Genomic DNA, 24,042 nt, shown 5'->3' with positions numbered 1-24,042 from the left:
GAAGGCCGCATGAAACAATCCGTGAAGTTGATCGCCGGCAACTGGAAAATGAACGGCACAGCCGCCAGTCTGGCCGAGGCCGAGGCGCTGAAACAGGCTTTGGCCGCCGAACCCGCCGCCTGCCGCGTCGCCGTCTGTCCGCCCTCGACCCTGATCGACCGGCTGGCCGTGACGGTGAAGGGCGGGGCCGTCGAAGTGGGCGGACAGGACTGCCATGTCGAGGTCTGCGGCGCCTTCACCGGCTGCGTCTCGGCCGGGATGCTGAAGGACGCCGGGGCGGGCCTGGTGATTCTGGGCCATTCGGAGCGCCGCGCGGGCTTCGGCGAGACCGACGCCGAGGTCGCCGCCAAGACCGAGGCCGCCCTGGCCGCCGGTCTGGAGCCCATCATCTGCGTCGGCGAGACCCTGGAGCAACGTAAGGCGGGCGACGCCGTCGCCATCGTCTCGGCCCAGGTGACCGGCTCCCTGCCGGAAAGCCTGTCGGGCAAGGCCTTCGCCGTCGCCTATGAACCCGTCTGGGCCATCGGCACCGGCCTGACCCCGACGCTGGAGCAGATCGAGGAGGTCCACGCCGCCGTCCGCGCCGCCATGGTCGCGCGGCTGGGGGAGGGCGGCCGCACCGCCCCGATCCTGTACGGTGGCTCGGTCAAACCCTCGAACGCCGCCGAGATCCTGAATGTCCCCGAGGTCGGCGGCGCCCTGGTCGGCGGCGCCTCCCTGAAGGCCGCCGACTTCCTCGGGATCATCCGGGCGGTCTAGACAAGGCCCTCGTGAGCCATGGCGGCCCGGACGGCGGGACGAGCGCCGATCCGGTCGCGCAGACGTTCCAGAACCTCGGGAACCTCAACGCCGAAACGCTTCGCCCAGAGCAGCATGACGAACAGGTAGAAGTCCGCGACGCTGGGGCGGTCACCGAACAGATAGTCACCGCGCGGCCTGACGGGCTCCAGCAGTTCCGCCACCGTTTTGGCGGCCGCGGCCTTCTCGTCCGTCGAGCCGCCGTGCCACATCGGCTTGAAAGCGCGGTGAATCTCCGTGGTGACGTAGGTCAGCATCTCCAGCACGCGCGTCCGGCCCAGAGGCAGGTCGACGGTCAGGTCTGGCGTTGTCGTCGCGATCCAGTCGAGAACGGCGACATTCTCGGTGATCAGGCTTCCGTCGTCGAGAATCAGGGCGGGGACATAACCCTTGGGACTGATCGTGCGGAAATCGACGCCGGCTTCGGTGCGATGGGTCTTGAGATCGACGCGCTCCAGGTCGAATGCGTAACCGGCCTCGCGCAGGGCGATGTGGTCGGCGAGGCTGCAGGCGAGGGGGCTGTAGTAGAGTTTCATGACCGGGATCCTCAGTCGGCGGAGATGGTGGCGCGCAGCCAGTCGTCGAGGGTGATCGTTCCCAGTCGCGGTTCGGCGCCCGGCATCAGGGTCCGGTCTTCCAGACGCGCGCCGAAATAGAAGGCTTCAGGGTCGGCGATCACCGCGCGAGGGTCCTCTCGCGCCGCCAGATATTCCCGGGCGAAGACGTCGATGCGGATCAGCTCCGGCCCGGCGATCTCGACGGTGTCGTTCAACGGGGCGGCGAGGGCCAGGTCCACAAGGGCGTCGGCGACGTCATCGGCCGCGACCGGCTGGACCAGCGCGCGGGGCAGGCGGATTTCGTCGCCGGAGCCGCCCGACTGAACGATGCCGGAAATAAAGGGGAAGAATTGGGTCGAGCGCAGCAGGGTCCAGGGCACGGGCGCGTCCTTGATCAGGTCCTCCTGCACGAGCTTGGCGCGGAAATAGCCGCTGGCCTGCAGTCGCTCCGTCCCGACGACGGATAGGGCCAGATGGTGGCCCACGCCCGCGACCTCTTCCGCCGCCAGCAGATTGGCCCCCGCCGTGCGGAAGAAGCTCATCGCGGCCGCGTCCTCGAATGAGGGCGCATTGGCCACGTCAATGACAACAGCAGCGCCGGCCAAGGCCTCGGCGAGGCCTTCGCCGGTCAGCAGGTTCACCCCGGTGTTGGGCGAAGCGGCGAGGGCCGCGTGACCGCGCGCTGTCAGTCGCTCAACGACCTTTGACCCGATCAGGCCGGTTCCACCGATCACCACAATCTTCATTTCCACCTCCATCGCCAGACCCCATGGCCTCGAAAGCGAGGGCGGGCGGCGTTCGAAGCGGTGACGAGTCGACACCTCCGGATGTGACATCGAACGGCGAATATTTGTGCGGGCGACGAGCCGCGTTGCCCATCCCGTCCATCAATGTTAGACGCCGCCGCTTGATCGGCGCGCCGCGCCACACATGTAAGCGACCATGCTCCAGACCATTCTCCTCGTCGTCATGATCCTCATCTCGATCGCCCTGACCGGGGTGGTCCTGCTGCAACGCTCGGAGGGCGGCGCCCTCGGCATGGGCGGCGGCCCCTCGGGCTTCATGACCGCGCGCGGCGCGGGCAATCTTCTGACCACGGTCACCTGGTGGCTGGCCGGCGCCTTCTTCGCCTGCGCCATCGGCCTGACCATCCTGGGCAACGTCCAGCGCGGCGCCGCCTCGGTGATCGACGCCAAGGCCGTCGGCTCCATCGCCGTCGACCAGGCTCCGACCCAGAACGCGCCCGCCCAGCAGGCTCCGGCGACCCAGCCGGCCGCCCCGGCGGCTCCGTCGCTCGACGATCTGGAGGCCAGTCTCCCGACCGCCGGCGTGGCTCCGGCTCCGGCCCAAAGCGCTCCGGCGCCCAAGCAATAAGGTGAGGACGGCGGGACTTCCTCCCCGCCGCTCCCGCCCCCAGTCCCCCCAGCGAGCGCGACCGGAGCCGATCCGGACCGCGCTCGTTCTGTTTTCAACAGCCGTTTCGTTCGCGATCCGGTCGAGCGGCCGCGAATCAGCGGTAAGGTGATCCCCCATGGCCCGTTATGTGTTCATCACCGGCGGCGTGGTTTCCTCTCTCGGAAAAGGCCTCGCATCCGCCGCTCTCGGCGCGCTTCTGCAAGCGCGCGGCTACAAGGTGCGTCTGCGCAAGCTCGACCCCTATCTGAACGTCGATCCGGGCACGATGAGCCCCTATCAGCACGGCGAGGTCTTCGTGACCGACGACGGCGCCGAGACCGACCTGGATCTGGGCCACTATGAGCGGTTCACCGGCGTGTCGGCGGCCAGGTCCGACAACATCACCACCGGCCGCATCTATTCGACCATCCTGGAGAAGGAGCGCCGCGGCGACTATCTGGGCGCGACCGTCCAGGTGATCCCTCACGTCACCGACCAGATCAAATCCTTCTGCCTGACCCCCGCCTTCACCGACGTCGGCGAGGACGTGGACTTCGTGCTGGTCGAGATCGGCGGCACGGTCGGCGACATCGAGGGCCTGCCGTTCTTCGAGGCGATCCGCCAGCTGGGCCAGGACCTGCCGCGCGGCCAGTCGTGCTTCGTGCACCTGACGCTGCTGCCCTTCATCAAGACCGCCGGCGAGATGAAGACCAAGCCGACCCAGCACTCGGTCAAGGAGCTGCGCTCGATCGGCATCCAGCCCGACATCCTGCTGTGCCGCTGCGAACAGCCGATCCCGGCCGAGGAGAAGCGCAAGATCGGCCTGTTCTGCAACGTCCGCGAAAGCGGCGTCATCCAGGCGATGGACTCGGCCGACATCTATGCGGTGCCGCTGGACTATCACCGCGAGGGTCTGGACGCCGAGGTCCTGGCCCACTTCGGGATCACCGACGCCCCGGCGCCCGACCTGACCATGTGGGAAGAGATCGCACGCCGCCGGCTGCAGCCCGACGGCGAGGTCACCGTCGCCGTGGTCGGCAAGTACACGGTGCTCAAGGACGCCTACAAATCCCTGATCGAGGCCCTCCATCACGGCGGGGTGGCCAACAACGTCAAGGTCAACATCGACTGGGTCGAGGCTGACACCTTCGAGGGCGACCGCGACGCCTGCGAGGAGCGGCTGCAGTCGGCTCATGCGGTGCTGGTGCCCGGCGGCTTCGGCGAGCGCGGCTCCGAGGGCAAGATCGAGGCGGCCCGCTTCGCCCGCGAGCGCAACATCCCCTATTTCGGCATCTGCTTCGGCATGCAGATGGCGGTGATCGAGGCGGCCCGGAACCAGGCCGGCTATCCCAAGGCCTCGTCCACCGAGTTCGGCCCGACCGAGGAGCCGGTCGTCGGCCTGATGACCGAATGGACCCAAGGCAACCAGCGGGTCCTGCGCCAGCAGGGCGGCGATCTGGGCGGCACCATGCGTCTGGGCGCCTATGACTCGACCTTGGCGGCGGGGTCCAAGATCGCCGAGATCTACGGCTCGACGGCCATCAGCGAGCGGCACCGCCACCGCTATGAAGTCAACATCAACTACCGCGAGGCCATCGAGGCCAAGGGCCTGGTCTTCGCCGGCCTGTCGCCCGACGGGGTCCTGCCCGAGACCGTCGAGCGCACCGACCACCCGTGGTTCATCGGCGTCCAGTACCACCCCGAACTGAAGAGCCGGCCGTTCAAGCCGCACCCGCTGTTCGCCAGCTTCATCGGGGCTGCGGTGGTGCAGAGCCGTCTGGTCTGATCCCCGCGCGGACCTGCTCGCAAAACGCGAAAACTTGAACACGGTTTTTGAACAGTTTCGTGTTATAAACATGAAGCGTTCGATCGGTCAGGCGGGCGTTGAGGCGTCGGGGAGGCGCTTGCGATGGTCGGTGAGTTCATCACCTTTCTGCACCGGCACGTCCGGATCGTGACGCCTGCCGTGGTGCTGGCGTTCGCGGCGGCGACTTTCGCCGTCTTCCATCTGCTGACCGCGCGCTAGACCTCCGATCCCGCTGGCCAGCCTTCGCGCTTTCGCCGAAGGTGGCGTTATGAATCAGCGCTCCTTCTCCCGCCGTTCCACCCTGGCCCTGATGGCCGCCGCCGCCGCGACCCCGGCTTTCGCAAGGCAGGGCGCGTCCCCGGAAGACTGGTCCGCCCTCGGGGCCGACGTGAAGGCCGAGTTCAAATGGGCCTGGGACCACTATGCCGAAAAGGCCTGGGGCAAGGACGAGATCAATCCGGTCTCGGGCACGTCGCAGTCCTTCTTCATCGAGGGCCATGACCTGGGCCTGTCGCTGGTCGAGGCGCTGGACACCCTGTGGATCATGGAGCTGGACGACGAGTTTCGGGCCGGGGTCGACTGGGTCAAGGCGAACCTCGATTTCGACATCGACGGCGAGGCCCAGGTGTTCGAGACCAATATCCGGCTCGTGGGCGGGCTGCTGTCGGCCCATCTGGCCTGCGGCGATCCGGTGCTGCTGGCCAAGGCGAAGGATCTGGCCGACAGGCTGATGAAGGCCTTCGACGCCTCGCCCCACGGCCTGCCGTACCGCTATGTAAACCTGAAGACCGGCGCGGTCCGCGATCCCGAGACCAACCTCGCCGAGATCGGCACCTATGCCACCGAGTTCGGCCTGCTGGGCCAGCTGACCGGCGACGACCGCTATTACGCCGCCGCCAAGCGGGCGATGAAACATGCGCTCGACATGCGCTCGCCGCTGGGTCTGATGGCCGCCAACATCCACGCCGAGACCGGCAAGTTCACCAGCCGCAACGCCTCGATCGACGTCTATGCCGACAGCTTCTACGAATACCTCTGGGACAGCTGGGAGATGTTCGGCGACCCGGAGATGAAGATGGCCGCCGAGGAATGCATGGCCGCCATGGTCGGGCATCAGGGCCATCGCTACGACGGCAAGCTGTGGTTCCCCATGGTCGACTACGAGACCGGGGCGGTGACCAACACCTCCCAGACGGTGCTGGGCGCCTATCTGGCGGGCTTGCTCGGGCAGGTGGGGCTCAAGGCCGCCGGCGACGACTTCCTGGCCACCTATACGGCCATGCAGGAGAAGTACGTCATCATCCCGGAGAGCACCGACGTCACGACCGGCACGGCACGCACCAAGCGGACGGGGCTAAGGCCCGAGTTCGCCGACGCCTGCCTGAACCTGTGGCTCGGGGATCGCGACGACCGCTATCGCGGTCTGGCGGCCATCCACTATCGCAACATGAAGACCACCTCGAAGGCGGCGTATGGCTACACATCGCTGAAGGACATCACGACCCGCCCGATGGAGCAGAGCGACAACTGCCCCGGCTACTGGTGGTCCGAGCAGATGAAATACTACTACCTGCTGTTCGCCGACGCGAAGCGGGTGGACTACGGCCGGCTCCAGCTGAGCACGGAGGCGAATGTGCTCAGGGGGTTCAAACGGGCGTAGGAGCGTTCACCTCTCCATCGCCGGAGGGCGATGGAGAGGACAGATCGGCGCGCAGCGACGATCAGGAGAGGGCGACTCGACGTCGGCCATTTTGCACTCCATAGTTGCATTACGCCTGACGGGATCAGCTATACGCGAGCCAAGGTCTTCCGGCGTGTGATGACGCCGCCGGAGGCGCGGCTGTGGACACGGCTGCGCGGCAAACGTCTGAACGGGGTCAAGTTCCGCCGCCAGCATCCGGTCGGGCCCTACATCCTCGATTTCTACTGCGCCTGGGTGAAGCTGGCGATCGAGGTGGATGGGGCCTCACATGATGAGCCGGAGCGGATCGCTCATGACCGGCGACGGACGGCGTGGCTGGCGACGCAGGGCATCCGGGTGATCCGGCTACGGGCTTCGGATGTGCGCGACGAAATCGAGGGGGTGATGGATTTCATTCAGCGGAGCGTGCGGGAGAGAGTCCCTAACGGCTACCACGGTGTCGCCCCCTCCTGACCGCTTAGCGGTCTGTCCTCCCCATCGCCCTTCGGCGATGGGGAGGTGAGCGCACTACCGCCCGAACCCGGTCATCGAATACGGCCTTGCCGCCGTTCCCGAACCCCAACCCCGGTTCGGCCTCGCGCTCATGACGAAGCGGAGTTCGCCGCCGGCGCGGATTTCGTCGTCGCCGATCCAGCTGCGGGTGAGGGGGCGGCCGTTCAGGGTGACGGACCCGACGTAGGGGTGGGCGTCCGACAGGCCTTCGGTCACGACGGTGAACTTCCGCCCGTTCGGCAGGTTGAGAACCGCCCGGTCCACGAAGGGCCGCCCGATCACATACTGGTTGCTGCCCGGCGTGACCGGATAGAAGCCCAGGCCCGTGAAGACCAGCCAGGCCGACATCTGGCCGAGGTCGTCGTTGCCGGCGAGGCCGTCGGGGCGGGCGTGGTACTGGCTGTCGACGATCTGCTTCAGCCGCGCCTGGGTGCGCCAGGGCGCGCCCGCGTAGACGTACATATAGGCCGAGTGGTGGCTGGGCTCGTTGCCGTGAATGTATTGGCCGATCAGGCCGGCGATGTCCTCGGCGTGGGAGTAGTCGAGTTTCGAATTGTCGAAGTCGAACATGGCGTCGAGCTTGGCGACGGTCGCCGCATCCCCGCCCATGGCGCCGACGATGCCGCCGAGGTCCTGGGGCGCGAACCAGGAATACTGCCAGGCGTTGCCCTCGGTATAGTCCGATCCGTAGTTGATCGCGGTCGGGTCGAAGGGGGTGCGGTAGGTCCCGTCGACCTTGCGGGCGCGCAGGAAGCCGGTCTCCAGATCGAAGCTGTTCCTCCAGTTCTGCGCCCGTTTCTCGAAGGTGGCGGCGATGTCGGGATGGCCGAGGTCGCGGGCCATGCGGGCGATGGTCCAGTCGTCATAGGCGTATTCGACGGTCTTGGACGCGGCCTCCGGCTCCCGGTCGATGGGGACATAGCCGAGGTCCATATAGTCGCCGAGCCCGCCGTAGGGACGGTAGGTCGCGCTGGCCACCATGGCCTTCAGCGCCGCCTCGCCGTCGAAGCCACGGATGCCCTTCATCCAGGCGTCGGCGATGACCGGAACGGCGTGATAGCCGATCATGGTCCAGGTCTCCTGACCCGCGAACTGCCAGACGGGCAGCAGGCCGTAGGGGCTGTGCTGCTGCGACGCGATCAGGGAGTTGATCATGTCGGCGTTGCGCTGCTCGGGTTGCACCAGGGTCAACAGCGGATGCTCGGCGCGGAAGGTGTCCCACAGCGAAAAGGTCGAGTGGAAGGTGAAGCCCTCGGCCGCGTGCACCGCCTGATCGGGCCCGCGATAGCGACCGTCGACGTCGCCCATGACGCTCGGGGCCATCAGCGAATGATAGAGGGCGGTGTAGAGGGTGGTGCGCATCTCCGCCGGGGCGTCGATCTGGACCGCGCCCAGAGCCTGTTCCCACTGAGCCTTCGTCGAGGCGCGCAAGCCGTTGAAATCGAAGTCCCCACCTTCGGTGTCGAGGTTCCTGATGGCCCCCGCCTCATCGACGCCGGACAGGGCGACCTTGACGGTCAGAGGGCCATCGATCGGACCGAAGTCGAACACCGCCTCCAGCGCGCGACCCTCGACCTGATCGCGGTCCCCGGGGGTGCGGCCGGGCTTGGTGAAGCCGTTGTAGGTGACGTTCTCTTCCCGGTTCTGGATCGAGCGGCTGACCATGGGCTTCGAGAAGCGCATGGCGAAATAGAGCTGGCGGCCGGGCGCCCAGCCGCGCGTCTCGCGATAGCCGGTGACCGTGCCGTCCGGAGCCACCCGGATGCGCGACCACGATACCTTGCCCGGGTAGTCATAGATCGACGGGCGGAAGTCGAGCAGGACCCGGGCCGGGGCGCCGGCCGCGAATTGGTAGCGGTGCATGCCCACGCGCGTGCCCGCCGTCAGCTCGGCATGAACGCCGGAGTCGGTGAGATTGACGGCGTAATAGCCGGGCTCGGCGACCTCGGAGGCCTTGTCGTAGCGGGAGCGGTAGCCCGAGCCGGGCGTCGCCGCATCGCCGGGCTCCAGCTTCACCTCGCCCGCGCCCAGCGGCGTCAGCAGGACGTCGCCGAGGTCGGAGTGGCCCGAGCCCGAGAAATGGGTGTGGGAGAAGCCGAGGATGGTCGGGTCGTCGTAGCGATAGCCCGAGGCCCAGTCATAGCCCTGACGCAGCACCTTGTGCTCGGTGTCCGGGCTCAGCTGCACCATGCCGAAGGGGGCGACGGCGCCGGGGAAGGTGTGGCCCTGACCGGCCGTGCCGATGAAGGGATCGACGGCGTCGTAGGGGGAGGGCGTCGTCGTCTGCGCGCCCGTTCCCGCGAAGGCCAGTCCGCCGGGCCCGACGGCGAGCGCCGCCGAGAGGACCATCGCCACCATCCGACGCACCATGACTCACTCCCTGCTGATCGCGCCGGGACTTCACATGATCGCGGGCTGGACCTCAAGCGGTTCCGGGGTGCGAACGACCACACCGCCCTTCATGACCCAGCGCACGGCCTCGACGGCGGTGATGTCCCGGGTCGGATCGCCCTGGACCGCGACCAGATCGGCCAGCAAGCCCGGCTTCACCGCGCCGAGTCGGTCGTCGATGTGGAAGATGCGGGCGTTGCCGCCGGTCGCGGCGATCAGGGTTGCGGAGGGCGACAGGCCGGCGGAGACCATGAGCACCATCTCACGCGCATTGGTCCCGTGGGCGAAAACCCCGACGTCGCCGCCCATGCACAGGGTCACGTCGGCGGCCATGGCCGCGGCGAAGGCCCGGCGCTTGGCCAGGACGTTCTCCGGCGCCGGCTCCTGACCGTTCCAGCCGCGATACCTACTGATGGCGTCGGTAGCAGCGAGGGTCGGACAAAGGGCCGTTCCGTGATCGTGCATCAGGCGGAAGATCTCGGGCGTGCCCGCGTCGCCGTGCTCGAGGGTGTCGGCGCCGGCCAGGATGGCGCGGCGCATGCCCTCGGCGGTGCCGGCGTGGACCGCGACCAGACGGCCGGCCGAATGCGCCGTCTCCACCGCCAGCCGCAGCTCGGCCTCGGAGAAGGTCGGGCGGCTGGGCTCGCCGGGACCCCAGCGGTAGTCGGCATAGAGTTTGACGATGTCGGCGCCCGCGCCGATCTGGCTGCGCACCACGCGAACCAGCGTATCGCCGTCAGCTTCCTCGGCTCCAAGCGGAACCTCGACGCCGGGCTCGAAGCCCTTGGGGCCATAGGCGCCGGTGGCGACGATGGCGCGGGTGGCGACCAGCATGCGCGGCCCGGGGATGATGCCCTGTTCGATGGCCTTCTTCAGCCCGACGTCGGCATAGCCCGCGCCCTCGGTGCCCAGATCGCGCACCGTGGTGAAACCGGCCATCAGGGTCAGCCGCGCCGAGACGGTCGCCCGTGCGGTGCGCAACGCCAGGGGCTCATGCAGCACCTGATCGTCCCACGAGGTCTCGTTGTAGGGATGCAGGAAGAGGTGCGAATGCCCCTCGATCATCCCGGGCATCAGGGTCATGCCGGGCAGGTCGACCACACGGGCGTCGGCGGGCGCGGTCAGGTTGGGCCCCACCGCCTCGATCCGCTCGCCGCGCACCAGCACCTGCCAGCCGACATGGGGCTCCGGGTTCACGCCGTCGAAGACGCGGTCGGGGCGGAGCAGGGTGGCCTGAGGGGCGGTTTGCGCAAACGCCGGACCCGCGATCAGCGCCAGCAGGAGGATCAGCAGCCCCCGCATCAAGGCTTGCCCGCCGAGATCGCCGTCGCCGGGGCGATGGGGCTGCCGGGGATCCAGTGCGGGGCCTGATCGGCGTCGGCGACGCGGCGGGTCAGGGTCTCGTAGAAGCGGTTGAAGTCGCCCGCCGCCTTCCAGTCGATGGGGGTGGTCAGGTCGTCCTGGGGCATGTGGTAGCGGGTTTGGTACCAGAGGCGGTAACGGGCCTCGGCCTCGGTCCCCGGGTCATAGCCGAAGATGAAGCTGATGCCGGGCACGCCCTTCTGCATGAAGGGCCAGTGGTCCGAGCGGCGCAGCAGGCCGCGTTCCGGCTCGGGATCGGGCCGGACCTCGACGCCCATCTCGCCCGCGATCTCGCGCGTCACGGCGCCGAGAGAGGTGTCGTTGACCGCCAGGGTCGTCAGGATGGTCAGGGGATAGAGGGGCCGCAGCTGGTCGAGGTTGAGCACGGCGACCGGAAGCCCCCTGGCGCCCATGGCCGGGGTCGGGTGGTCGGCCAGCCAGCGCGAACCCAGCAGGCCCTTCTCCTCGCCCGTATAGGCCGCGAAGAAGACCGGACGACGCAAACCCTTGCCGCCGAAATGATCGGCCATCTCGATCAGGGTGGCGACATAGGCGGCGTCGTCGAGCGCACCGTTATAGAGGCCGTCGCCGTCGACCGGCTCGCCATAGCCGTAGCCGTCCAGATGGGCGTTCACCAGCACCGGCTGGTCGGCCAGGGCCGGGTCGGTCCCGGGCAGGACGGCCAGAACGTTTTCAGAGCTGTAGTCGCTTTCCTTCACCGCGAAGGTCAGGCGCATCCGGGCCGGGATGTCGAAGGCGGGCAGGGGGGCGGCGGCGACGGCCCTGGCGAGGATGTCGGCCGCGTCCTGGCCCGAGCCCGCGATGACGGCGGCCAAGGCCTCGGCGCTGAGGCGCATGACGGGGTAGGCGGGGCCGTTTGACGGGGCGGCGTTGGCGAAGGCGACCGAGCGCGCATAGGCCATGGGCCAGCGCGGCGGCTCCACCGTGAAGCCGATGTCGTCGATGTTGATCAGGCCCGCCGCGTCGCCCGCGGTCACGGCGGCCGAACGCTCGGCGGCCGTGGTCATGCCCGTGCGGCGACCGGCGAAACAGACGACGATCTTGCCGCGCACATCGCCGAGTTCCTGCGGAGAACAATAGCCCCGGAAGGCCAGCGGCGCCTCGAGGCTGGCGGGCAGGGCGGTGGCGGGGGTCACCGAAATCTCGCGCAGGAACTGGAGCGGCCGGGTCGAGCGGTCGTCGCCGACGACGGTAAAGCTGGTCCCCTCTTTCAGGACCGCGATCTCATGCAGGGGGATGGACTGGATATAGGTCCCGTTGTCGCCCGCCGGCTGGAGTCCCGCGCGTCGGAAGCGGTCGATGACGTAGGCGGCGGCCTTGCGATAGCCCTCCGAGCCCGTGTCGCGCCCCTGCATGTCGTCGCCGGACAGGGCCGTGGTCGTCTTCCACCAGGCGACGGTGGCCGCATCCGTCCCGGCGGAAGGCGCCTGCACGGGGGTCGTCTCCACGGTCGCGCAGGCCGCCAGCCCCGACACCAGAAGACCCAGCCCCAAGCCCCGGATCACCCCTTTGCCCGACATCACATCACTCCCCCTCGAACACGGAGCGAGATGGAGCCCCACCGGCCCTGGAGTCAACGCGCTTGCACCTGCCGCGCCGGTTTCGCGTGTGCGGGGTATCCGCTTGGCGCAGGCCCTCAAGCGCCCCCAGATGGCAGCGGGCTGTCAGGCCGGAGCGGGGGCTCCGGAGCCTCAGGGGAACAATCGCATGCCGCAGGAAATCATCGCCGGAGCCGTGGGTCTGGGTCTGGTCGCGACCGTGTGGGCCGTGCAACGGTTGATCGTCCTTTCGGTCTCGCGACGGGAACGTCTGCGCTTCTGAGGGTGCAAACCCCTGTTTTCTATGGTTGATGGTAAACGGCTAAGGGGGCACACCTTGGTCAGGCGGCCCGGTGGATTTTCCAGTCACCAAGCCGGGTCGCCTCCACCCTCCCTTCGAGGCGGGGTCGCCGCTTCCTGAAAGTTCAGCCTGTTTTCGCATCGGCGCCGGTGACGCTGCGCGTCGGCGAACAACAGTCTTTCGAAACATCTGAGGTCGCCACCGGGCGGCGCCGTCCTATCTGCGGAGCCCTGTGTCAGGGGCATGGAATCCGCATGGGAGGCCGCCTTGCTCTACAGCGAACTCACCCCCGAAGAAGTCGACGTCTTTCACCTGCTGGCCGAGCACGCCGGTCAGGTGGCGCAACGGTTGCTGGCCGAGCGCGGCATCGAAACCCTGGAACAGGTGACGGCCGAAGCCGGACGGCGCGTCCTGCAGCAGGCCTGGCAGGAGGTGGCCGAGGCCTATTTCGCCAGCGCCGACGGCGTGGACCTTCAGTCGGCGATCCCGGAGTTCGTCGAGGCCATGATCGGCTGCTGCTCCACCGTCGGAACACCGGGTCCCACCCTGCACTGACGAACCACGGCGGCTATTCCGCTTGCCGCAGCATCCTCAGAAACGGAATGGCCACCGCGGCATTGATGACGGCCGCCAGCACGATGGCGGCCGGCGCCAGATGGGCGGCCGGAAAGCTGGTCGCGGCGATGCCGATCGCGACGCCGGGGTGACGCGCGGCCGAGGCCAGCGACAGGACGATCCGCTGATCGCGCACCGGACCCGCCAGAAACCAGCCCGCGGCCAGACCGACGCCGCTCATGGCGATCAGGGCCACGACCGTGCCGTCGCCGAACAGCTTGCCGATCGCGGGGGCCAGCAGGAACAGCAGGGCCAGCACCCCGCCGATGAACAGCAGGGACGCCAGCTTGCCCAGCAGGCTCGACACCATCGCCGCCCGCGCCCCCAGCAGCGGCTGGCCGAGAAGACCGAGCATCAGGGGCAGGGCGATGGTCAGGCCGAGCGTTTTGGCCATGCCCGCGAAGGACACCTGGGTCTCGACGCCGAACAGGGCCCCGGCCAGGGCCAGACCCAGGGGCGCCAGCACCAGCGAACACAGGGCCGCCGCCACCAGAAGGCCGGTGATATAGGCCGCGTCGCCGCCCGCCTTGACCTGCTTGCGCGGCAGCAGCGGCGGCACGGGCGAGAAGGCCAGGGCCACCAGGGCGATCTTCACCGGCGCCTTGAGGTCGAGGATCCCCGCCATCAGCAGGGCCACGGCCGGCACGACCACGAACATGGCGACCATGGCCCGCAGGCCCAGGCGCCAGTTGCGGAACAGGTGGAAGACGTCGCCCGGCCGCGCGTGCAGGGCGAGCGACAGCACGGTGAGCATCACGCTCGCCAGCACGATCAGTTTGACGATCTGAACCGGACCCATGTCGCGGCGCCCTAGTCGCTCGGCGCCTGGTCCTTCATGCCGGCGAGGATCGCCGCCATGCCGATGCCGGTGCCCGTCTGGGACGGCGGGAAGTCGTGCAGGCTCTGGACGAAGTGGGCGATCGGCCCGATCAGCTCGGGCATGACCCAGCTCTTTTCCTTCATCCAGAGGAACTGGCCGCCGGTGTCGGGGCTGCGCTCGAACGGATCGGCCTTGATGTCGATCATCAACCCGCCCGGAAGCTTGGTCGCCGCCTCCAGCCACTTGTCCTTGATGGCGATATGGATCTTCCAGTCGTCGATGCGGACGGCGGTGGGCTCGGTCTCGGCGAAGAAGAAGAACTCGCGGCGTTGCGACCGGCCGTCGGGCGAGGTCAGCATCTCGAGCTGGTTATAGCCGTCCAGATGGACCCTGTAGTCGGTCGCGCCGACGCGCCGCCCGGCGACCAGTTCGTCCTTCACATCCGGCTCTCCGGCGGCCGCCAGCAGGGTCGGCAGCCAGTCCTCGCTGGTCATGAACTCGCCGGTCCAGGTATCGGGCGCGATCTTGCCGGGCCAGCGGACCAGCATGGGCACGCGGAAGCCGCCGTCCCAGGTCGTGCCCTTCTCGCCCCGGAACGAGGCGGTGCCGGCCATCGGCCAGTGCGCCAGATTCACCCCGTTGTCGGAGGTCAGCAGCACGATGGTGTTGTCAGTCAGCCCCTCCGCGTCGAGCGTGTCGAGCAGCCGGCCCACCAGGCCGTCCAGTTGCAGCACGGCGTCGAAATAGGGGGTGTGCCCGCTCTTGCCGAGCCAGTCCGGCGAGACGTGGATCTGCTGGTGCATCCGCGAGGGGCAGTACCAGAGGAAGAAGGGCGTACTCGTCGCCTTCCGGGTCTTGATGTAGTCGATGGCGTCGTCGGTGAACTCGTCGTCGATGACGCCCATCCGCGTGGTGGTCAGGGGGCCGAGGTCCTCGATGCGCTGCTTGCCCACCCGGCCCCAGCGCGGATCCTCGGTCGCGTCGTCGGCCTCGGTCGCCCAGGCGTGGATCATGTTGCGGGGGCGGCCCGCGAAGGAAGGATCCGCAGGAAAATCCGGCTGTTCCGGCATTTCCATCATGTTGAGGTGATAGAGGAAGCCCTTGAACTCGTCGAAGCCGTGGACCGTCGGCAGAAACTCGTTGCGATCGCCCACATGGCTCTTGCCGAACAGGGCGGTGGCGTAGCCCAGGTCCTTGAGCAGGGTGGCGATGGTGATGTCCTGCGGCTGCAGCCCCACCTTGGCGCCCGGCTGGCCGACCGAGGTCAGGCCGGTGCGGATCGGATACTGGCCGGTCAGGAAGGCGGCGCGGCCCGCCGTACAGCTGGGCTGGGCGTAGTAGTCCGAGACCATCAGCCCCTCGCGGGCCAGCCGATCGATATTGGGCGTCGCCACCGCGCCGAGGCCCCGGTGATAGGCCGACAGGTCCATCGGGGCCATGTCGTCGATCATGATGGCGAGGATGTTGGGACGTTGCGTCTGACCGGCCATGGGGGCGCTCCTGTTGCCCGGCCGATGTCGCGCGCCGACGCCTGGGACGACATCGGGTAAAACCCCCCGGACGCTCTCCGGGTGACCGGAACGGAGCGGCGGTCAGCCCTGCGGCAGCTCGCCGAACAGGGCCTCCAGACCGCCCGGCAGGGCCGAGGCCTTGTCCGTGAACACCGCCTTGCGCTTTTCCATGAAGGCGGCGACGCCCTCCTTGCCGTCGGCCTGGCTCATGTCGAACATGGCCAGGCTCTCGATCAGATGCGCCTCCAGCGGGCTGGGCAGGGCGGGATTGCGGCGCAGCATCTGACGGGTCAGGGCGACGGCGGCGGGCGAGCGGTCCCTGATCAGCCGTCGCGCGAAGGCCTCGGCCTCGGCCAGCAGCTGATCCGGAGCGTGGACCGAGCGCACCAGCCCCGCCGCATGGCCGGTCGCCGCATCGAAGATGTCGCCCGTCAGGCACCACTCCAGCGCCTGCTGCTGACCCACCAGGCGCGGCAGGAACCAGGTCGAACAGGCCTCGGGCACGACGCCCAGCCGGGCGAAGACGAAGCCGATCTTCGCCTCGGTCGAGGCCATGCGGAAATCCATGGCCAGGGTCATGGTCGCGCCCACGCCCACGGCCGCGCCGTTGATGGCGGCGATCACGGGCTTGCGACAGTTATGGATCGCCAGCGCCACCCGGCCGCCCTTGTCGCGAATGTTCCTGACCACATAGGGATCGTCGAAGCGCTCGCGCAGCATGGCCAGATCAGGCCGCGCGGTCTCATCGAGGGCGAAGACATTGTCGGACCGGGTCAGGTCGGCGCCGGCGCAGAAGCTGCGGCCGTTTCCGGTGACGATGATTGCGCCGACGGCGTCATCGGCGCTGGCCGAGAGGAAGGCCGCCTCCAGCTCATCGCCCATGGCCTCGTTGAAGGCGTTGAGCTGGTCGGGGCGGTCGAGCCGGATCCACAGGATGCGGTCGTCGAGTTCAAGGTTCAGGGTGCTCATGGCCGCCACCTGTATCGAAGTTCGCCGCAAGGACGAAACGTCGCAGGCGTGATCGCGCGCAGATTCCTGTGCTATCCGGAGCGGATGCTGAAGGCGGCGAGACAGGTTCTCAGGCGGTTCGGGGTGCTCGGCGCCCTGTTGATGGCGCTCGTCGCCATCGTCCCCGCCGGCGAGGCCCTGGCCTGCGCGGCGCCGGACGCGGCCACGGCCGTGGCCCAGACTCCCGAACAAGGATCGGACGGGTGCCGCGACTGCGGTCCCGCCTGTCTGCACGGCTGTTGCCACGCCTCCCATGTCGCCCTGCCCAGCGAGGACCGGCCGATCCTGACGCCGCTGCGCTTCCGCTCGCCCGTGTCCTGGACCCATGTCGCCGGGGTTCCGCTCGGCGCGCCCGAAGGTCTCGATCGCCCTCCACGGGGCTGAGGCGTCCCCCTCATCGCTGTCGCACACCCGGGCTCCGGCCCGCGCGCGACGCATCGTGGACCCTGAGAGTCCGGCCGAAGGCTGAAGCGCGCCTCGCCGGACCGTGCGAGACCTTGAATGACCATCGACAGACACTGGCTGATGACCGGCGCCGCCGTCATCGCCGCCCTCGGCATCGGACTGGGAGGCGGCTTCGGCGCGGCCCGCTGGCTGGAGCCGCGCCCGGCGGACCACACCGAAGGGGAAGACCATGAAGAGACCGCGCCGGAAGGCGTCGTCGCCCTGTCGCCCCAGGCCGCCGCCGCGGCGGGCGTGACCATCGTCGGGGTGGAGCGGGGCGGGGGCTCCGAACTGAGGCTGCCCGGGCGGGTCCAGACCGCGCCCGGAGCCGAGGCCGTGGTGGACGCGCCCCTGCCGGGAACCGTGGTGCGGGTCCACGTCGGGCCGGGCAGCCGGGTCACGGCGGGCGCCGTCCTGATCACCCTGCGCAGTCCCGAAGGCGCCGCCTCGCGCGCCGCCACCGAGGCGACCGCCGCCGCCGCCGAGGTCGCCCAGGCAGCCGTGCGTCGCGACCGCGCCCTGTTCGAGCGCGGCTATATCGCCCGCGCGCGGCTGGACATCACCGAGGCCGAGGCCCGGCGTGCTGACGCGGAACTTCGCGCAGCCCGGGCGAGAGCCGCTGCATACGGCGCGCCGGGCGCTGACGGGCTGGTGCTGGTGCGCAGCCCGATCGCCGGGGTCGTCACCCGCCTGACCACCACCCCGGGTCAGGTCCTGCATGAAGAGGATCAGGAGGTGGCGGCCGTGTCCGACGCCCGCCGCGTCGAGCTGGCCTTCGAAGCCCCGCCTGCCGCGTCCGCCCTGCTCAACGTCGGCGACGCCGTGGAGGGTCGCACGCCGGACGGGCGCACGGTGGCGGGGGTGGTCACCGCCATCGCCCCGGCGACCGGGGCCGGGGTGGTGCTGGTCCGCGCCCGCATCGAGGGGCCGCCGCCGCCCGCGGGGACGGTGGTGTCCGCCCGGGTCTCCGGCGCCGGCGGTCAGGGCCTGACCGTCCCGACCGACGCCGTCCAGACCGTCGAAGGGGCGCCCGCCGTCTTCGTCGTGGAGGGGCAGGTCTTCCGCGCCCGCCCGGTCGGCACCGGCCGCATCGCCGGGGGTCGCACCGAAATCGTCTCGGGCCTGACCGGATCCGAACGCATCGCCGGAACCGGCGCCTTCCTGCTCAAGGCCGAACTGGCCAAGGGCGAAGCCGAGCACGGACACTGACCATGCTGGACCGGATCATCGACGCCTCGGTGCGCTTCCGCTGGTGGGTCGTGGGCATCGCCTGCGTCCTGGCCGTGCTGGGCGCGCGCGAGTTGCTCAAGCTGCCCATCGACGCCGTCCCCGACATCACCAACCGACAGGTGCAGATCACCACCGTCGCCCCCGCCCTGGGGCCGGAGGAGGTGGAGCGGCAGGTGACCTTCCCGCTGGAGACGGCGCTGGCGGGCCTGCCCGGCCTGACCGGAACCCGCTCCCTGTCGCGCCACGGCTTCTCCCAGATCACCGCCGTCTTCACCGACAGCACGGACATCTATTTCGCCCGCAACCTCGTCAATGAGCGCATCCAGTCGGCGCGCGAGGACCTGCCCGGCGGCCTGTCGCCGTCAATGGGGCCGGTCGTGACCGGTCTGGGCGAGGTCTATATCTGGACGCTGGAGCTCAAGGGCCCGGCCGCGCAGACGGGCGTCCCCTATGTCACCCCCGAAGGCGAGCGGCTGGTCACCGACGCCGAGAAGGCGACCTACCTCCGCACCGTTCAGGACTGGATCGTCGCGCCCCAGCTGAAGACCGTTCCGGGCGTCGCCGGGGTCGATGTGCTGGGCGGCTATGTGAAGGAATATGCGGTCCATCCCGACCCGGCGCGGCTGGCGGCCTACGGCGTCGGTCTGGTCCAGCTGGTCGAGGCGCTGGAGCACGCCAACCGCATCGCCGGCGCCGGCTACGTCAACCGCGCGGGCGAAGCCTATATCGTGCGCGCCGACGCCCGGGTGAAGTCCCTGGCCGAACTTGCCGAGACCCCGATCCTGAACCGGGGCGGGCAGGTGATCCGGGTGTCGGACGTGGCCACCGTCGAGACCGGCCGGGCGCCGCGCCTGGGTTCGGCCAGCGCCGACGGGCACGAGACGGTGGTGGGCACGGCCCTGATGCTGCAGGGCGAGAACTCGCGCGAGGTGGCGCACCGCGTCGGAGAGCGGCTGAAATCCATCGCGCCCAGCCTGCCGCCCGGCGTCGCCGTCGTTCCGGCCCTGGATCGGACCGAACTGGTCGAGGCGACCATCCGGACGGTGGAGCACAATCTGGCGCTGGGGGCGTTGCTGGTCATCGCCGTCCTGTTCCTGGCGCTCGGCAATGTGCGGGCGGCGATCATCACGGCGCTCGTCATTCCGCTGGCCTTCCTGTTCGCGGCCTCGGTCATGAACCGGTTCGGGATCAGCGCCAATCTGTTGAGCCTCGGGGCGCTGGACTTCGGCCTGATCGTCGACGGCGCCGTGGTGGTGATCGAGAACACCCTGAGGCGGTTGGGGCTGAAGCGGCATGAGACCGGGCGGGCGCTGACCATGGCTGAACGATTGTCGGTGGCGGCGATGGCGGCGCGGGAGATGGCCCGGCCCGCCGCCTTCGGTCAGGCGATCATCCTGCTGGTCTATGCGCCCCTGCTGATGTTCGAGGGGGTGGAGGGCAAGATGTTCGGCCCCATGGCCGCGACCGTCATGCTGGCGCTGCTGGCCGCCTTCATCCTGAGCTTCACCTTCGTGCCCGCCATGGCCGCCCTGTGGATCAGGGAGCCGAAGGAAGACCACGAGGACACCCGGCTGAGCCGCGCCGCCAAGGCGCGGTATCGCCCCTTGCTGGAGGCCGCCGTCGCGCGGCCGAAGGCGGTGCTGGCCGGAGCGGGCGTCGCCCTGCTGGCCGGGATCGTCGCCTTCCTGATGCTGGGGCGCGAGTTCGTGCCGACGCTGGACGAGGGGGATGTGCTTGTCCAGGCCATGCGCGTGCCCTCCACCTCGCTGGAGCAGAGCCAGGCCATGCAGTTCCGGGTCGAACGGACGCTGAAAGCCATGCCCGAGGTCGAGCGCGTCTTCACCCGCACCGGCACGGCCGAGGTGGCGTCCGACCCCATGCCGCCCTCGATCTCGGACACCTTCGTCATCCTCAAGGACCGCAAGGACTGGCCGAACCCGAACCTGTCCAAGGCCGAACTGGTCGAGCGGATGGAGGGAGACCTCGGGACGCTGCTGGGCAACGCCTATGAGTTCACCCAGCCGATCCAGATGCGCTTCAACGAGCTGATCGCCGGGGTTCGCTCCGATGTGGCCGTAAAGGTCTATGGCGACGACTTCGCGGCCATGAGCCGGACGGCGGATCAGGTCGCGGGCGTGCTGCGCGGCATCGACGGGGCCGCCGATGTGCGGGTCGAGCAGATCAGCGGCCAGCCGACCATCACCGCCGCAGTCGATCGCACCCTCGCGGCGGCGCAGGGCATCCATGCCTCAGACGCCGCCGACGCCCTGGCCATCGCCCTGGCGGGCCGCGAGGCCGGTCAGGTCAACGAGGGCGACCGGCGCTTCGACGTCGTCGTCCGGCTGGCCGACAATCTCCGCAACGATCCGGCGGTCATGGCCCAGCTGCCGGTCATGCCCGAGGACGCCGAATCCGGCGCCCCGACCGTGCCCCTCTCGGCCGTGGCCCGGTTCGACGTCGCCGAGGGGCCGAACCAGATCAGCCGCGAGAACGGCAAGCGGCTGATCGTGGTCCAGGCCAATGTGCGCGGCCGCGATCTGGGCGGCTTCGTCAGGGAGGCGCAGGCGGCGATCGACGGCAAGGTCGCGCCCCCACCGGGCGGCTGGCTGGACTGGGGCGGGCAGTTCGAGAACCTGCAGCGGGCCTCGGCGCGCCTCGGGCTGATCGTGCCGATCGTCTTCCTGACCATCGGCGGGCTGCTGGTGCTGGCGCTCAGGTCATGGAAGGACGCGGCGCTGGTGTTCGCGGGCGTGCCTCTGGCGCTGGTCGGCGGAGCCTTGGCTCTGGCGCTGCGCGGCATGCCCCTGTCGATCTCGGCGGCGGTGGGCTTCATCGCCGTCTCCGGGGTGGCGACGCTGAACGGCCTCGTCCTGATGCAGGGCATTCGCGAGCGGCTGGACGCAGGGCTCACCCCGGCGACGGCGGTGGTCGAGGGGGCGGTCGGACGGCTGCGCGCCGTCCTGACCACGGCCCTGGTGGCGGTGCTCGGCTTCACGCCCATGGCCTTCGCCTCGGGCGCCGGGGCCGAGGTGCAGAAGCCGCTGGCGACCGTCGTCATCGGCGGCCTGATCACGGCGACCCTGCTGACCCTGATTGTCCTGCCGACCCTGAGTGCGTCCCTCACCCGGCGAAGCCCAGGCGGGAATGGCGTCGGCCAGGCGGAGCCTCGCGAGTGAAGGATTGGCGGACAGGGTGGGATTCGAACCCACGGTGGGCTTCCACCCACGGCGGTTTTCAAGACCGCTGCCTTAAACCACTCGGCCACCTGTCCATCCGGACGTCGCACGGTGGGCTGGGCCGTGCGGAGGGGCTCCTTAGCAGTGAAAGCCCCGGTTAACCAAAACGGAAATGTCGTCGTCCACACTGATGGCTCGGGATCGGCCCGAGGCTTCGGTGTGGACCATGCGGGCAGGATCGCTGAAAGGCGTCATACGAGCGGCGGCGGTGGCGGCGGCGACCGCCACACTGGCCGCCTGCGCCAGCGTGCCCGGAATGGGCGGGGCAGGGCGACCGCGCATCCCCGTGGTCACCGATCCGGCCCCGATCGTGCCCGGCACCATGCGGCCCTATCAGGTGCGAGGACGCTGGTATCGGCCGATGAGCGACGCCCGGGGCTATGACGAGACCGGTCTGGCCTCCTGGTACGGCGACCAGTTCAACGGACGGCCGACCTCGACCGGCGAGCGGTTCGACATGCATGGCCTCAGCGCCGCCCACAAGACGCTGCCCCTGCCGGCCCTGGTCGAGGTGACCAATGAGGCCAACGGCCGCTCTGTCGTCGTGCGCGTCAACGACCGGGGCCCCTTCGTCGACAACCGCATCATAGACCTGTCGCGGGGTGCGGCCGAGGAGCTGGACCTGCTCTCGCGCGGCGTGGGCGAGGTCAGGGTCCGCTATCTGGGTCCAGCCCCGCGCGGCGGCGGCACCGGGATGGGCGGGGGGTACCAGATCGCCTCGAACGACCGGCCCCCGCCGCAACTACAGCCACAACCGCAACCGCCCGCGGGCGACCGCTTCTGGGTGCAGGCCGGATCCTTCTCCGACCCGACCCTGGCCCATCTGGCCGCCGAATCGCTGGGCGCCCAGGCCAGTGTGAACACGGCCTCGGTAGACGGTCAGCGCTACTTCCGGGTCCTGGTGGGGCCCTGGGACGACGCCAACGCCGCCGAGCGCGAGCGCCAGTCCATCGTGGCGCGGGGCGTGCGCGACGCCCTGTTGATTTCAGGCCGCTGATCGCCCTCCCGGGGTTGTTGCTGGGGACCCGCGTCGTCATCATGCGCGGGTGACCACCCATCCCCGCGACCGTTTCGACCTGCAGCCGTCTTCCGAAGCCGAAGCCGCCTTCGAGGACGCGCGCCTGCGCGGACGCCTGCACCATGCCTGGCTGCTCTGCGGGCCGGAAGGCGTGGGCAAGGCCACTTTCGCCTATCGCGCCGCTCGCCGTCTGCTGGGCGCCATGCCCGATCCGTCGCGCGGAATCCTGGGCGCGCGTCCGGACGATCCGGTGTCCAAGCTGATCTCGGCCCAGGCCCATCCGGATCTGCTGGTGCTGGAGCGGCTGGTGGAGAACGGCAAGACGAAGAAGTCCATCTCGGTCGATCAGGCCCGAGACCTGCCGGAGTTCTTCTCCAAGAGCCCGTCCCAAGCCCAGGCCCGCGTCGCTATCATCGACGCTGCCGACGACCTGAATGTCAACGCCGCCAATGCCTTGTTGAAGATTCTTGAAGAACCGCCCGAACATGGCGTGCTGCTGATGGTGACCCATGCGCCGGGGCGGCTGCTGGCCACCATCCGGTCGCGCTGCCGTCGCCTGGCCTTTCCGGTCTGGTCGCGGCACGCCCTGGCCGAGCTGGTGCTGGACCGGTCCGGCGTCGATCCCGATGAGGCCGACCGCATCGCCGCCATGGCCGGAGGCTCGCCCGGCCAGGCGCTGGCGCTCAGCGCCGGGGCGACCTCGGAAGCCGACCAGCTGGCGCGGCGCTGGGTGTCGGAGCCGTCGCTCGATCGCGCCGAGGCTCTGGCCATCGCCGACGGCTTCCGGGGCGCGGAGGGTCAGGCGCGGTTCGACATGGTGCTGGACCGGCTGATCGCGGCGGTGAAGGCGCAGGCGCTGCACGCGCCGGCCGGGCAGGGGGCCGCCGCCTGGGCCGAGCTCTGGGGCCGACTCAGCGAGCTGCCGGACCGGACGGCGGGGCTGAACCTCGACCGGGGCGATGCGCTCGCCGGCGCCCTGACCGACGTCGCCCGCACGCGCAGGATCGCTGGATGATTATCGACAGCCACGTCAATCTGCACGCGCCCCAGTTCGACGAAGACCGCGACGCCGTCATCGTCCGCGCCCGCGAGGCCGGGGTCCAGATGATGGTCGAGATCTCCGACAAGCTGTCGACCTTCGAGGCCACCCACGCCCTGGCCCTGGCTCACGACGACATCTGGTGCACCGTCGGGGCCCATCCGCATGAGGCCAAGGATCATACGGCCATGACGGCGGCCGATCTGGTCGAACTGGCCGGACGGCCGCGCGTGGTCGGCATCGGCGAATGCGGTCTGGACTTCCACTACGATCTGAGCCCGCGCGATGTTCAGGCCGAGGTGTTCCGCCGCCATATCGAGGCCGCGCGCGAAACCGGCCTGCCGCTGGTGGTGCACACCCGCGAGGCCGATGCGGTCATGGCGGCGATCCTGAGGGAGGAACAGGGCAGGGGGGCGTTCAAATTCCTCATGCACTGCTATACCAGCGGTCAGGAACTGGCTGATATCGCTCATGAACTTGGCGGATGGTTCTCCGTCTCCGGCATCGCCACCTTCAAGGCCGCAGAAGAGGTCCGGGCCGTGATCCGCACCATGCCGGCGGACCGGATCATCGTCGAAACCGACTGCCCCTACCTGGCGCCCATGCCACACCGGGGTCGCCGCAACGAACCGGCCTATGTCGGTCACGTGCTCGACAAACTGGCCGAGGTGCGCGGCTGGGACCGGGCCGAGGCCGAGGCGCGGACGACCGACGCCTTCTTCGACCTGTTCGACCGTATTCCGAGGCCGAGTTAAAC

At 69.3% G+C, this 24,042-nt stretch carries 20 protein-coding genes and 1 tRNA gene; 12 read left to right on the top strand and 9 right to left on the bottom strand.

Annotated features, from left to right (window positions below):
* Window positions 1-9: 9 nt before the first annotated feature.
* Entirely contained in the window at window positions 10-759 is a 750-nt protein-coding gene (tpiA, locus tag AC1ROD_RS08995; protein WP_492947920.1) for a triose-phosphate isomerase, read from the top strand.
* Here tpiA and AC1ROD_RS08990 read toward each other — a convergent pair.
* Both AC1ROD_RS08990 and AC1ROD_RS08985 read right to left on the bottom strand, forming a co-directional pair.
* Window positions 756-1,334 (bottom strand): glutathione S-transferase C-terminal domain-containing protein, encoded by a 579-nt coding sequence (locus tag AC1ROD_RS08990; protein WP_492947919.1) that lies wholly within the window; start codon window positions 1,332-1,334, stop codon window positions 756-758. The two genes, tpiA and AC1ROD_RS08990, sit on opposite strands and share 4 nt — an antisense overlap.
* An 11-nt stretch (window positions 1,335-1,345) precedes the next feature.
* Window positions 1,346-2,101 (bottom strand): SDR family oxidoreductase, encoded by a 756-nt coding sequence (locus AC1ROD_RS08985; RefSeq protein WP_492947918.1) that lies wholly within the window; start codon window positions 2,099-2,101, stop codon window positions 1,346-1,348.
* 196 nt (window positions 2,102-2,297) lie between these two features.
* On the opposite strand from AC1ROD_RS08985, the gene secG reads away from it, so the two are divergent.
* The 4 genes from secG to AC1ROD_RS08965 all read left to right on the top strand — a co-directional run bounded on the left by secG (window position 2,298) and on the right by AC1ROD_RS08965 (window position 6,712).
* Window positions 2,298-2,729, top strand: a complete 432-nt coding sequence (secG, locus tag AC1ROD_RS08980; protein ID WP_492947917.1) for a preprotein translocase subunit SecG — start codon at window positions 2,298-2,300, stop codon at window positions 2,727-2,729.
* 157 nt (window positions 2,730-2,886) lie between these two features.
* Window positions 2,887-4,536: a CTP synthase gene (gene pyrG, locus AC1ROD_RS08975; RefSeq protein ID WP_492947916.1), complete on the top strand. Its 1,650-nt coding sequence runs from the start codon at window positions 2,887-2,889 to the stop codon at window positions 4,534-4,536.
* A gap of 289 nt (window positions 4,537-4,825) precedes the next feature.
* On the top strand, window positions 4,826-6,217 hold the full coding sequence (locus AC1ROD_RS08970; RefSeq protein ID WP_492947915.1) for a glycoside hydrolase family 47 protein: 1,392 nt from the start codon (window positions 4,826-4,828) through the stop codon (window positions 6,215-6,217).
* Window positions 6,218-6,277: 60 nt separating this feature from the next.
* The gene (locus tag AC1ROD_RS08965; protein WP_492948431.1) at window positions 6,278-6,712 is read left to right on the top strand and encodes an endonuclease domain-containing protein; all 435 of its coding nucleotides are present in this window, start codon (window positions 6,278-6,280) and stop codon (window positions 6,710-6,712) included.
* Between the two features lie 54 nt (window positions 6,713-6,766).
* Here the strand turns inward: AC1ROD_RS08965 and AC1ROD_RS08960 are convergent, their stop codons facing one another.
* From AC1ROD_RS08960 to AC1ROD_RS08950, 3 genes are read right to left on the bottom strand one after another with little or no spacing between them, the layout of a single operon-like run.
* Window positions 6,767-9,121 carry a GH92 family glycosyl hydrolase gene (locus tag AC1ROD_RS08960; protein ID WP_492947914.1) on the bottom strand — a complete coding sequence of 785 codons (2,355 nt, stop codon included), beginning with the start codon at window positions 9,119-9,121 and terminating at the stop codon, window positions 6,767-6,769.
* A gap of 30 nt (window positions 9,122-9,151) precedes the next feature.
* On the bottom strand, window positions 9,152-10,444 hold the full coding sequence (locus AC1ROD_RS08955) for a metal-dependent hydrolase family protein (RefSeq protein ID WP_492947913.1): 1,293 nt from the start codon (window positions 10,442-10,444) through the stop codon (window positions 9,152-9,154).
* On the bottom strand, window positions 10,444-12,045 hold the full coding sequence (locus tag AC1ROD_RS08950; protein WP_492947912.1) for a M28 family peptidase: 1,602 nt from the start codon (window positions 12,043-12,045) through the stop codon (window positions 10,444-10,446). The genes AC1ROD_RS08955 and AC1ROD_RS08950 overlap by 1 nt, the downstream gene beginning before the upstream one ends.
* A 562-nt stretch (window positions 12,046-12,607) precedes the next feature.
* Between AC1ROD_RS08950 and AC1ROD_RS08945 the strand changes: the two genes are divergently transcribed.
* On the top strand, window positions 12,608-12,919 hold the full coding sequence (locus AC1ROD_RS08945; RefSeq protein ID WP_492947911.1) for a hypothetical protein: 312 nt from the start codon (window positions 12,608-12,610) through the stop codon (window positions 12,917-12,919).
* 13 nt (window positions 12,920-12,932) lie between these two features.
* Here AC1ROD_RS08945 and AC1ROD_RS08940 read toward each other — a convergent pair whose 3' ends face one another.
* From AC1ROD_RS08940 to AC1ROD_RS08930, 3 genes are all read right to left on the bottom strand, one after another.
* Window positions 12,933-13,778, bottom strand: coding sequence for a hypothetical protein (locus AC1ROD_RS08940; RefSeq protein ID WP_492947910.1), 846 nt, complete (start codon window positions 13,776-13,778; stop codon window positions 12,933-12,935).
* Between the two features lie 11 nt (window positions 13,779-13,789).
* Entirely contained in the window at window positions 13,790-15,289 is a 1,500-nt protein-coding gene (locus AC1ROD_RS08935) for an arylsulfatase (RefSeq protein WP_492947909.1), read from the bottom strand.
* 102 nt (window positions 15,290-15,391) lie between these two features.
* Window positions 15,392-16,279 (bottom strand): crotonase/enoyl-CoA hydratase family protein, encoded by an 888-nt coding sequence (locus tag AC1ROD_RS08930; protein ID WP_492947908.1) that lies wholly within the window; start codon window positions 16,277-16,279, stop codon window positions 15,392-15,394.
* A gap of 48 nt (window positions 16,280-16,327) precedes the next feature.
* Between AC1ROD_RS08930 and AC1ROD_RS08925 the strand changes: the two genes are divergently transcribed.
* The 3 genes from AC1ROD_RS08925 to AC1ROD_RS08915 all read left to right on the top strand — a co-directional run bounded on the left by AC1ROD_RS08925 (window position 16,328) and on the right by AC1ROD_RS08915 (window position 21,168).
* Window positions 16,328-16,702 carry a hypothetical protein gene (locus tag AC1ROD_RS08925; RefSeq protein WP_492947907.1) on the top strand — a complete coding sequence of 125 codons (375 nt, stop codon included), beginning with the start codon at window positions 16,328-16,330 and terminating at the stop codon, window positions 16,700-16,702.
* Between the two features lie 117 nt (window positions 16,703-16,819).
* Window positions 16,820-17,971: an efflux RND transporter periplasmic adaptor subunit gene (locus tag AC1ROD_RS08920; RefSeq protein ID WP_492947906.1), complete on the top strand. Its 1,152-nt coding sequence runs from the start codon at window positions 16,820-16,822 to the stop codon at window positions 17,969-17,971.
* A gap of 2 nt (window positions 17,972-17,973) precedes the next feature.
* Window positions 17,974-21,168: an efflux RND transporter permease subunit gene (locus AC1ROD_RS08915; protein WP_492947905.1), complete on the top strand. Its 3,195-nt coding sequence runs from the start codon at window positions 17,974-17,976 to the stop codon at window positions 21,166-21,168.
* A gap of 5 nt (window positions 21,169-21,173) precedes the next feature.
* Here AC1ROD_RS08915 and AC1ROD_RS08910 read toward each other — a convergent pair.
* Window positions 21,174-21,263: transfer RNA gene (locus AC1ROD_RS08910), tRNA-Ser, on the bottom strand.
* Window positions 21,264-21,340: 77 nt separating this feature from the next.
* Between AC1ROD_RS08910 and AC1ROD_RS08905 the strand changes: the two genes are divergently transcribed.
* Genes AC1ROD_RS08905 through AC1ROD_RS08895 form a run of 3 tightly spaced genes read left to right on the top strand, consistent with a single transcriptional unit; the run spans window position 21,341 to window position 24,040 of the window.
* A complete protein-coding gene (locus AC1ROD_RS08905) occupies window positions 21,341-22,225 on the top strand; it encodes a septal ring lytic transglycosylase RlpA family protein (protein WP_492947904.1) in 885 nt (294 codons plus the stop codon).
* Window positions 22,226-22,274: 49 nt separating this feature from the next.
* The gene (locus AC1ROD_RS08900) at window positions 22,275-23,261 is read left to right on the top strand and encodes a DNA polymerase III subunit delta' (protein WP_492947903.1); all 987 of its coding nucleotides are present in this window, start codon (window positions 22,275-22,277) and stop codon (window positions 23,259-23,261) included.
* Window positions 23,258-24,040 carry a TatD family hydrolase gene (locus AC1ROD_RS08895; RefSeq protein ID WP_492947902.1) on the top strand — a complete coding sequence of 261 codons (783 nt, stop codon included), beginning with the start codon at window positions 23,258-23,260 and terminating at the stop codon, window positions 24,038-24,040. Before AC1ROD_RS08900 ends, AC1ROD_RS08895 begins: the two co-directional genes overlap by 4 nt.
* Window positions 24,041-24,042 lie beyond the last annotated feature (2 nt).

The organism is Brevundimonas sp. GW821-FHT12E07 (assembly GCF_058807035.1).
Note: the sequence above shows the minus strand (reverse complement) of the source record. Positions and strands in the feature narration are given on the sequence as shown.